Origin of the sequence: Candidatus Pelagibacter sp. (assembly GCF_052049775.1) — a bacterium.
Lineage (GTDB): Bacteria > Pseudomonadota > Alphaproteobacteria > Pelagibacterales > Pelagibacteraceae > Pelagibacter.
Map to the genome: position 1 here is coordinate 1 of NZ_JBNGZH010000014.1, position 10,193 is coordinate 10,193.

General features: G+C 27.3%; 12 protein-coding genes. 4 read left to right on the forward strand and 8 right to left on the reverse strand.

Going from position 1 to position 10,193, the window contains the following annotated elements; all coding sequences use genetic code 11:
• The first annotated feature begins 130 nt into the window (after positions 1 to 130).
• Genes ispF through ACTT83_RS02690 form a run of 3 tightly spaced genes read left to right on the forward strand, consistent with a single transcriptional unit; the run spans position 131 to position 2,194 of the window.
• Positions 131 to 1,237, forward strand: a complete 1,107-nt coding sequence (gene ispF, locus ACTT83_RS02680; protein ID WP_440918629.1) for a 2-C-methyl-D-erythritol 2,4-cyclodiphosphate synthase — start codon at positions 131 to 133, stop codon at positions 1,235 to 1,237.
• Positions 1,230 to 1,733: a phosphatidylglycerophosphatase A family protein gene (locus tag ACTT83_RS02685; RefSeq protein ID WP_440918630.1), complete on the forward strand. Its 504-nt coding sequence runs from the start codon at positions 1,230 to 1,232 to the stop codon at positions 1,731 to 1,733. Before ispF ends, ACTT83_RS02685 begins: the two co-directional genes overlap by 8 nt.
• Positions 1,733 to 2,194, forward strand: a complete 462-nt coding sequence (locus tag ACTT83_RS02690) for a CinA family protein (protein ID WP_440918631.1) — start codon at positions 1,733 to 1,735, stop codon at positions 2,192 to 2,194. The genes ACTT83_RS02685 and ACTT83_RS02690 overlap by 1 nt, the downstream gene beginning before the upstream one ends.
• On the opposite strand, the gene ACTT83_RS02695 is transcribed toward ACTT83_RS02690, so the two are convergent.
• Genes ACTT83_RS02695 through tpiA form a run of 8 tightly spaced genes read right to left on the reverse strand, consistent with a single transcriptional unit; the run spans position 2,171 to position 8,622 of the window.
• The gene (locus tag ACTT83_RS02695; RefSeq protein ID WP_440918632.1) at positions 2,171 to 2,629 is read right to left on the reverse strand and encodes a type II toxin-antitoxin system RatA family toxin; all 459 of its coding nucleotides are present in this window, start codon (positions 2,627 to 2,629) and stop codon (positions 2,171 to 2,173) included. The two genes, ACTT83_RS02690 and ACTT83_RS02695, sit on opposite strands and share 24 nt — an antisense overlap.
• Positions 2,629 to 3,549, reverse strand: a complete 921-nt coding sequence (gene lipA / locus ACTT83_RS02700; protein WP_440918633.1) for a lipoyl synthase — start codon at positions 3,547 to 3,549, stop codon at positions 2,629 to 2,631. Before lipA ends, ACTT83_RS02695 begins: the two co-directional genes overlap by 1 nt.
• Positions 3,539 to 3,841, reverse strand: coding sequence for an FtsB family cell division protein (locus ACTT83_RS02705; RefSeq protein ID WP_440917937.1), 303 nt, complete (start codon positions 3,839 to 3,841; stop codon positions 3,539 to 3,541). Before ACTT83_RS02705 ends, lipA begins: the two co-directional genes overlap by 11 nt.
• Positions 3,841 to 5,097, reverse strand: a complete 1,257-nt coding sequence (eno, locus tag ACTT83_RS02710) for a phosphopyruvate hydratase (RefSeq protein ID WP_440918634.1) — start codon at positions 5,095 to 5,097, stop codon at positions 3,841 to 3,843. Before eno ends, ACTT83_RS02705 begins: the two co-directional genes overlap by 1 nt.
• Positions 5,098 to 5,922, reverse strand: a complete 825-nt coding sequence (gene kdsA / locus ACTT83_RS02715; RefSeq protein ID WP_440918635.1) for a 3-deoxy-8-phosphooctulonate synthase — start codon at positions 5,920 to 5,922, stop codon at positions 5,098 to 5,100. It abuts the gene before it with no gap.
• Positions 5,919 to 7,535, reverse strand: coding sequence for a CTP synthase (locus tag ACTT83_RS02720; protein ID WP_440917934.1), 1,617 nt, complete (start codon positions 7,533 to 7,535; stop codon positions 5,919 to 5,921). Before ACTT83_RS02720 ends, kdsA begins: the two co-directional genes overlap by 4 nt.
• Positions 7,536 to 7,575: 40 nt before the next feature.
• Positions 7,576 to 7,878: a preprotein translocase subunit SecG gene (gene secG / locus ACTT83_RS02725; protein ID WP_440917933.1), complete on the reverse strand. Its 303-nt coding sequence runs from the start codon at positions 7,876 to 7,878 to the stop codon at positions 7,576 to 7,578.
• A 6-nt stretch (positions 7,879 to 7,884) separates the two neighbouring features.
• A complete protein-coding gene (tpiA, locus tag ACTT83_RS02730; RefSeq protein ID WP_440918636.1) occupies positions 7,885 to 8,622 on the reverse strand; it encodes a triose-phosphate isomerase in 738 nt (245 codons plus the stop codon).
• Between the two features lie 54 nt (positions 8,623 to 8,676).
• On the opposite strand from tpiA, the gene ACTT83_RS02735 reads away from it, so the two are divergent.
• Positions 8,677 to 10,095 (forward strand): SurA N-terminal domain-containing protein, encoded by a 1,419-nt coding sequence (locus tag ACTT83_RS02735; protein ID WP_440918637.1) that lies wholly within the window; start codon positions 8,677 to 8,679, stop codon positions 10,093 to 10,095.
• Positions 10,096 to 10,193 lie beyond the last annotated feature (98 nt).

Sequence of the window (10,193 nt, forward strand, 5' to 3'; positions counted from 1 at the left end):
ACAAAACTTCTATCAATAAATGTCAAAAAGGTTAAAAAACCTAGAAATAGTGTGATACTAGATAGAATAATAATGATTATATTTTTTTTCAAAAATTCTAACATAAATTAGAATTATAGCATTTAAACGAATGAACAACTATTTTGTAATATTAGCTGCTGGAAAAAGTAAGAGATTTAATAAAAAAATACCCAAGCAATTCTTTAATTACCGAAATAAAGAAATAATTGATCATTCCATAGAAAAATCCCTCAATTCAAAGCTATTTAAGAAAATTTTAATTGTTTCAAATAATCTTAAACATTTAAAAAAAAAAAAGTATCCTAAATCAATAAGTGTTATTAGAGGGGGAAAGGAAAGATCAGACTCCTCTTTTAAAGCTTTAAATTTTCTAAAAAGATATAAGCCAAAAAATGTATTTATACATGATGCTGCTAGGCCCAATTTTTCAATTAGATTACTAAAAAATATTGCTAAAAATTTGAAAAATAACAAAGCCGTAGTTCCATTTATCAGTTCAAAAGACACAATAAAATATAAAACTCAAAATCAAATATTCAATCTAAACAGAAATAATTTATTATTAACACAGACCCCTCAAGCATTTAGATTTAAAGAGCTTTATAAAATTACAAAAAATCAAAAAAATAAAGTCACTGATGAAGCAACGTTATTTATAAATAATGATTTTAAAATCAAATTTATACCAGGTGAAAAAGTAAATAATAAGATTACATATATTGATGATATAAAAACTCCCAAGACTTTTTATGGTATAGGTTTTGATATCCACAAGTTAGTAAAAAACAAAAAACTTTATCTTGGAGGTGTAAAAATTCCTTTTCATTCAGGTCTTGAAGGTCATTCCGATGGAGATGTAATTTTACATGCAATTATTGATTCTATTTTAGGAGCTATTAAAAAAAAAGATATTGGAACTTATTTTCCAAACACAAAAAAATTTAAAAATATCAGATCTCCAAAAATGCTAAAACCAATCATGATTAATTTGAACAAATCTAATTTTTTTATAAACAATTTGGATATAAACTTAATTTGTCAAAAACCAAGAGTTTCAAAATATAGATACAAAATAATTAAATCAGTCTCAAAATTAACCGGTATTAATGAAAACCAAATAAATTTAAAGGGTAAAACTGTGGAAAAATTAGGTTTAATTGGAAAAGAAAAGGCTATCGCTTGTGAAACCATAATTTCAATCACAAAATATGATTAAAACTTTTAATTCATTATTAGCTACAATGTTTGGGCTAGGAAAAATTAAGATTATTCCTGGAACTTTCGGATCCTTAGCTACAACTATTTTTCTTTATTTTTTTTTTCATATATTAAAGTTATCACCAAATATAGTCTTAACAGGTTTGCTTATTATTTTTATTTATTCATTCATAGCAGTAGCATCCCATATAAAGGAGAAAGAAAATAAAGATCCAAAAGAGGTCATTATCGACGAATTTATAGGTCAATCTATACCAATTTATCTCTACGAAATTTCCCATGGAACACAAAAAACATCTGATGAAGCTATAATTTTTTATGGAATTTGCTTTGTACTTTTTAGATTTTTTGACATTCTAAAACCATTTCCAGTAAATTATTTTGACAAAAATTACAAAAATAGTTTCGGTGTAATAATGGACGATGTTTGTGCAGGATTATATGTTGTTCTATCATTAATTTGTTTTATGTTATTAAGCAGTTATTTAATTTAATGAAAAATTTAGTCAGGCTTTTAACCAAAAAAAAATTAAAACTTTCTGTTGCTGAGTCTTGTACTGGAGGATTATTGGCTGGTTCAATTACTTCAATAAGTGGTGCCTCAAAAGTATTCGATTTAGGACTAGTCACCTACTCTAACCAAGCTAAAATTAGAATTCTTAAAGTGAATAAAAATATTATTAAAAATTATGGTGCAGTTAGCCACCAATGTTGTTTGGCAATGGTAAATAACTTATCTAAAGTATCAAAAGCCAATATTAACGTTTCTATAACTGGTATCGCTGGCCCCAAAGGTGGCACCAAACAAAAGCCTGTCGGTTTAGTCTATATCGGTATTAAAAAAGGTAAAAAAGTGCAGATTAATAGGTGTTTATTCAAAAGTAAAAAAAGATCTTCAATTCAAAAAGCCACTGTTAAAAGAGCTTTAGATTTAGTTCTTAGAATTTCCAAATAATTCTTCAGCTCTTTTTTGAAAGGCATCAGCTATTTTTTCTAAACCAAATTGAAAAGAGACTACCATTAAAGAATTTAAAAATTTATTCTTTATTTCAAAATCAATATCAAAGGTAACTTCAGTAATACCATTATTTTTATCACTAAACGTCCAATTATTTGTTAAATGATTTAATGGTCCTTCTATGTTTTTAACATAAATTGAATCAGTTTTTTTATTAAAGGCTACATCACTTTTGTATGTATCTTTAAATGGTCCTTTACCGATGGTTAAATCAGCAATAATTTTTTGTAAATCACCATCTTTTTTGTTTTCATATATTTTCGCATCAAAACAAAATGGAACAAATTCAGGGTATTTTTCTATATCTAAAACAAGTTCAATTAAGTCTTTTTTTTCACATTCAATTAATCGCTTAACTGAAGCTTTTGGCATTAATGATTGTTTATCCGATTTTGTTGTAGTTTAGCAAAATCTTCATCTGCATGATAAGAAGATCTTGTTAATGGCGATGAAGAAACTAATAAAAAACCTTTAGATTTCGCAATACTTCCTAATTCATCAAATTCCTCTGGTGTGTAGTATCTATCAAGAGGATGATGTCTAACAGATGGTTGTAAGTATTGACCAATAGTTAAAAAATCTACATCAGCAGCTTTTAAATCATCCATTACCTGTAAAATTTCATCTTTTTTTTCACCTAAACCAACCATTATTCCTGATTTTGTAAAAATTTTCTTATTTATCATTTTAGCATTTTTCAAAAGTTCTAAAGATGCAAAATATCTAGAACCGGGTCTTACTTTTAGATAAAGACTAGGAACAGTTTCAATATTGTGATTAAAAACATCTGGATTCGCCTCTAAAACTTTTTTATAAGCATCACCCTTTCTTAAAAAATCAGGAGTTAAAACTTCAATTGTAGTATTTGGATTTGTTTTTCGTGTTTGGTTAATAACTTCAAAAAAATGATTTGAACCACCATCATCTAAATCATCTCGATCAACTGATGTTATTACAACATGTTTTAAATTTAATTTTTTTACAGCTTGAGAAATTTTTATTGGTTCAAGATTGTCTAGTTTTCCTGGCTTACCAGTTTTTACGTCACAAAAAGCACACGCTCTTGTACATGTATCACCCATAATCATAAACGTAGCATGTCTTTTACTCCAACATTCCGTAATATTTGGACAATTAGCTTCCTGACAAACTGTTACAAGATTATTTTTATTTACAATTGTTTTTGTTAAAAAAAATTCTTTGCTATTTGCTAATTTTGATCTTATCCAATCTGGTTTTTTTTTAATTGGATTTATCGGTTTGTTCTGCTTTTCCGGGTGTCTAATTTTCATTTTTTTTAATTATATAAATTTTTTCATTTTTTTTACCAAATATGAACCTTTCTCTAATCAAAGATTCTATATAATCAAGATCTAGATTGTCACTTAACAATGAATTCTTAAATTCCAAGTCACTTATTTGGTTAATTATTAAAGATTCTTGTTGTTTTAAGTTTTTTAAAATCTCTTTTTTTTCAAAATATGAAATTAACCCTCTTTGACCAGATAAAAGATTAAAAAAGAAATAAAGAATCAAAAAAGTAGAAACTAATAAAAGGTAATTTTTTTTTAATCTTTGAAGCATTAATGAATCTTATTCATTCTAGCTTTTTTTCCAAGTTCTTCTTCTATACGAATTAATTGATTATATTTAGCGACTCTTTCAGATCTAGCTAAAGATCCTGTTTTTATTTGATTGGAGTTGGTACCTACCGCTAAATCGGCAATAAATGTATCTTCACTATCTCCTGATCGATGTGAAATAATAGTATTAAACCCTATAATTTGAGCAAATTTTATGACATCAAGTGTTTCGGTAACTGTACCAATTTGATTTAGTTTTATCAAAATTGAGTTTGATGAAACATTTAGAAATCCCTTTTTTAATCTTTCCAAATTTGTAACATAAAGATCATCACCTACTATCTGCACTTTTTTAGTAGATCTCATAAATTTACTCCACGACGTCCAATCATTTTCAGAAAATGGATCTTCAATCGATTTAATTTTATATTTATCAATCATTTTTTTGTACTCTGAAATTGTTTTATCAACAGAAACATATTTTTTTGAGTGAATAGAATATTTACCTTTTTTAAATAATTCATTAGCTGCAACATCCAAACAAATTGAAACGTCTTTTCCATTTCTAAATCCTGATTTTTTGATTGATAAAACAATCAAATCTAAGGCCTGATTGTTACTATTAATCATCGGTGCAAATCCACCTTCATCACCAACCGATGTGGCTAAACCTTTTGCTTTAATTAATTTACTTAAGTTTTTTATTACTAGATAACATATTCTCATTGCTTCAGAAAAAGATTTTGCTTTATCTGGTCTAATCATAAATTCTTGAATTCTAAGACCATTATTCGCGTGTGCTCCACCATTAATAATGTTCATTAATGGATAAGGTAATTGAAAATTTTTTGTTGCATAAAAAGATTTATAAAGAGGAATTCTTTTTACTTTTGCTGATAACTTTTTTGCAGCCATCGATACCGCTAATATTGCGTTAGCTCCTAGTTTTGTTTTTTGTTTAGTGCCATCTAAATTAATAAGTATTTCATCTATTCTTTCTTGATTATGTACGTTTTTATTTCTCAGAGCTCTTGATATTTTGGAATTAATTAAATTAATTGCAGAGAAAACACTTTTGCCTAAATATCTTTTATTATTGGTATCTCTTTTTTCATAAGCTTCATAAGTACCTGTAGAAGCTCCTGAGGGACAAATTGCTTTTGCACTTTTGTTTTTTACATGAACCTCTGCTTCAATAGTTGGATTTCCTCTACTATCAAAAACTTGTCTTGCTTTAACTTTAAGAATTTTACTCACTTAATTTTTAATAAGATTATCTATATCACTTAATTGTTTTAGAAGATCTTCTAATTTATCTAATGGCACCATGTTAGGTCCATCAGATGGAGCATTATCTGGATCTTGATGGGTTTCAATAAAAACTCCTGCAACTCCAACTGCAACTGCAGCTCTTGCTAAATATTCAACAAATTCTCTTTGACCACCACTTTTTTCTCCAAGACCACCTGGTTGTTGCACTGAGTGTGTTGCGTCAAAAATTACTGGATAACCATTCTTAGCCATTATTGGTAACGACCTCATGTCGGAAACTAAAGTGTTGTATCCAAAACTTGCACCTCTTTCAGTTACTAATATTTTGTCATTTCCAGATTCTGAAATTTTCTTTGTTACATTAACCATATCCCATGGTGCAAGAAATTGACCTTTTTTTACATTAATAATTTTATTTGTTTTAGCCGCAGCAATTAACAAATCTGTTTGTCTACATAAAAAAGCTGGGATTTGTAAAACATCAACATGTTTTGAAACGATTGAACATTGCTCAGCATTATGAATGTCTGTTAGAATAGGGACATTTAATTCTTTTTTAATTTTATCAAACACAGGTAAAGAAGCTTCTAATCCAGCTCCCCTTTTGCCTTTTAAGCTTGTTCTGTTCGCTTTATCAAATGAAGTTTTGTAAATAAATCCAAGACCAAATTTTGAAGTAATTTCCTTAATTTTTCCTGCCATATCCATTGCATGTTGTTCACTTTCAAGCTGGCAAGGTCCAGAAATTATACAAATCTTATCATTGTTCGAAATGTCTATTTTTCCACAATTTACTTTAATGCTATTCATTTATGATTTTTTGATGCTTTGATAAAAGATGAGAATAAAGGATGTGGAGCAAAAGGTCTAGATTTAAATTCTGGATGAAACTGTACGCCAATAAACCAGGGATGATTTTTTAACTCAATAATCTCAGGTAAAAAACCATCAGGTGATAAACCAGAAAAACTCATTCCTTTTTTTTCAAATTTGTCTTTTAGATTAATGTTAACTTCATATCTGTGTCGATGTCTTTCTTTGATAATTTTTTTTCCATAAATTTTTTTAATTTTAGAATTATTTTGTAATTTCGCATCATAAGAACCCAATCTCATTGTTCCACCTAGATTTTTATCTGTTCCTTTGATAGTTTTTCCATCTTTAATCCACTCATTTATTAATCCAATTACAGGTATGCCATTTCTATCAAATTCACTCGAAGTTGCTTTTTTTAAATTTAATTGATTTCTAGCAAATTCTATAATTGCCATTTGCATTCCATAACATATCCCAAGAAAAGGAACTTTATTTTTTCTAGCATATTTTATTGACTCTATTTTTCCAGTTGTTCCTCGTTTACCAAAACCACCGGGTATTAATATACCTGAAATGTGTTTAAGTTTTGATTTAATCTCAGAAACTTTTAATTTTTCAGAGTCAATTCTTACTAAATTTACCTTTACATTATTTTGAATACCTCCATGAGTAAGAGCTTCATCTAAAGATTTATAAGCATCTTTTAACTCAACATATTTACCAATTATTGCAATATTCACCTGCTTTTTAGTTTGTAAAATAATTTTAGTTATTTTTTTCCAGGGTTTAAGGTTTGCAGGTTTTTTTGATTTAAGCTTAAAATAATTTAATACTTGAACATCAAGTTTTTCTCTAAAAAAACTTATTGGTGCTTCATAAATTGTTCTTACATCAACAGTTTCTATTACATTTTTAATATCTACGTTGCAGAAAAGTGAGATTTTTTTACGATGTTCTAATGGGATGGGTCTTTCTGATCTACATATTATAATGTCAGGTTGAACACCTATACTTCTCAATTCTTTAACAGAATGTTGAGTGGGTTTAGTTTTAATTTCATCTGAGGACTTTAAATAAGGTACTAAGGTAAGATGGATAAATAATGCATTTTTTTTTCCTATATCATTTGCAAATTGTCTTATGGCCTCAATAAATGGTAGACTCTCAATATCACCAACAATTCCACCAATTTCACAAATAACAAAATCTTCTTTCGAAGAGTCATTCTTTATAAACTCTTTTATTCTATCAGTTATATGTGGAATAACTTGAACTGTTTTTCCGAGATATTTTCCTTCACGTTCTTTTTTTAATACATCATTATAAATTTTACCTGTTGTAATGTTATCAGACTTCTTTGCAGATACTCCAGTAAATCTCTCATAATGCCCAAGATCCAAATCTGTTTCAGCACCATCATCAGTTACAAAAACCTCTCCATGTTGAAATGGGCTCATTGTTCCAGGATCTACATTTAAATAAGGATCTAATTTCCTTAATCTAACTTTATACCCTCTCGATTGAAGTAAATAAGCTAGAGATGCAGAAGAGAGACCTTTTCCTAAAGATGAAACCACGCCGCCCGTGACAAAAATAAATCGCGCCATGGAAGTATCTTATAGCGAATAAAAAAGAAAATTAAAAGTATTAATTATTATTTTCTGGAATAGCGGGAGTATCCTCTGCTTTTTCTTCAATAGTATCCAAAACAGATGATGTAGGTGTTAATTCTCCTCTAGATACAATTGTAAGTGCTAAACTACAAATAATAAATAAAGTGGCAACAACGGCTGTTGCTTTGGTCATAAAATTACCTGCTGATCTGGAAAACATAAAACTTTCCTGAGAAACTCCAATTCCTAAAGCACCACCCTCAGACTTTTGCATCAAAACTAGTAACACCAATATTAATCCGAATATGATGTTCAAAATTAACAATATATTTTCCATGAGGGGTTAATTATATGTTTTTTTAATTATATCAATAAATTTTTTAGGGTCTTGAGATGCCCCACCTATTAAGTAACCATCAATATAATTTATAGATTTCAATTTATTAATATTTTTTGGATTTACTGAGCCACCATAAAGAACTTTATAATTCTTTTTTTCTTTTTTAATAAAACTGATTGTCTTAAATAAATCATCAGATTTTGGTATAATTCCTGTGCCAATTGACCAAACTGGTTCATAAGCGATAATAATTTTTTTATTTTTTTTAATATTCTTTAAACCTGCTTTAATCTGTTTGTTTAAAACATTTTTGGTAATTTTTTTTCTTTTTTCTTTAAGAGTTTCGCCAATACAAAAAATTACCTTCAATCCAGACTTCAATGCACTTTTAATTTTTAGATTTATTTGTTTATCAGTTTCACCGGCTTGTCTATTTTCGGAGTGGCCAATAATGACATACTTAGCACCAATATTTTTTAACATTGAAGAATTGACTGAACCTGTAAAAGCACCATAAGCATCCTGTTCATGACAATTTTGGGCACCAACATCAATATTTGATCCTCTCAATTTTTTTGACATTTCTCCTATCAAGGTATTTGGTGGACAGTAAATTATTCTCAAAGATTTTCTTTTTTTAAATTTCTTAAAAAATTTGACGACTTTATTCAGTGAATTTAAGGAATTTAAAATACCAAACATTTTCCAATTTGCGATAAAGTACATATATTTATTTGTCATTAGACGTTTTTTAATTTATAGGTTTGCTTTTTATAGATCAATAAATTTATAGTAATGATTAGTAGTCTAAGAAATTTTGCAAAAACAAAACTTGCTGGTGTTTTTGTTGGTATAATTATCTTACCATTCGTTTTTTGGGGAATGGGAGGTATGTTTAGCAGTGGAAATACAAACAATGTAGTGAAGATTAATGAAAAAAGTATTTCTACTGAGGAATTTATTGATTACCTAAATAGTTCTGGAATTCCTGAAAAAACAATTAGAGAAAACTTAGACCAAAATATAATCGAGGAACTTCTTTCTGGTTTAGTTTCTACAACATTACTTGATTTAGAAATTAAAGATTTTGAGTTAAGTATTTCTGAACTTATTTTATTAAAGAAAATAAAAGAAAATAAAAATTTTCGAGATGAAAATGGTATTTTTCAAAGAATTAAATATGAAAAATTTTTACTAGAAAATAATTTGTCTGCACCAAGTTTTGAGCAAAGATTAAAAATGAGAGAATTGCAAAAAAATCTTTTTGATTATATCGGTGCAGGTACAACATCTCCACAATTTTTGATAAATAAACTTTATGAGGAAGAAAGTCAGAAACTTGAGATAGAATTTATTGATTTAAAGGATTTCTACGTAAAAAAAGAAAATATTACTGAGAAAGAATTAAATAAATTTATAATTGAAAATAAAGATCAATTAAAAGTAGAATATCTTGATTTCAGTTACTCCATAATAAATCCTAAAAATCTGATTGGAGTTGATGATTTTAATCAAACATTCTTTGATAAAATTGATCAAATAGAAATAGATATTTCAAATGAATTTGATTTTGCAACAATAGTATCTAATTTTGATTTAACATCAATTGACATCAAAGACTTTAAACTTTCAACAAATAGTAACGAAATTGAAAAAAAAATTTTTGAGCTAAGAAATAATAAGTTTGATATTTTTGAAATTGGTAATGATTATATTCTTTATCATGTCAAAAGCATTTCACAAAAGGAACCAGACTTGAATGATAACCAAATTAAGCAGGAAATACTTGAATTAGTTTTTCAAAAAAATAAATTTGACTACAACCAAAAATTGTTAAATGAAATAACTAATAAAAAATTTTATAATAATGATTTTTTAGAATTGGGAAAAGAAAAAATCCAAATGATAAAATTGAATTCTGTGCGAGATAATAAAAAATTTGATATTAATGCTGTTGAAGTCTTATATAGCTTACCTGAAAAATCATTTACCTTAATAAACGATGAAAATAACAATATTTATTTAGCTAAAGTCAAAAAATTTGAAAAACAAATCATCGATACAAATAAAGATGAATTTAAACAATATATTGCAAAACAAAATTCTAAAAACAAAAATTCATTATTAAAATCTTATGATACATTTTTAAACGACAAATATGATGTTTCTTTAAATCAACAGACTATTGAACGAGTTAAAAACTATTTTAAATGAAAATTAATCGAAGCTTCAAAGAATTCAAGTTTCGACACAGAAACAACGAAAATCAGATAATTTATACATCAAAAAAAGTAAAAACTGATGAAGAAATA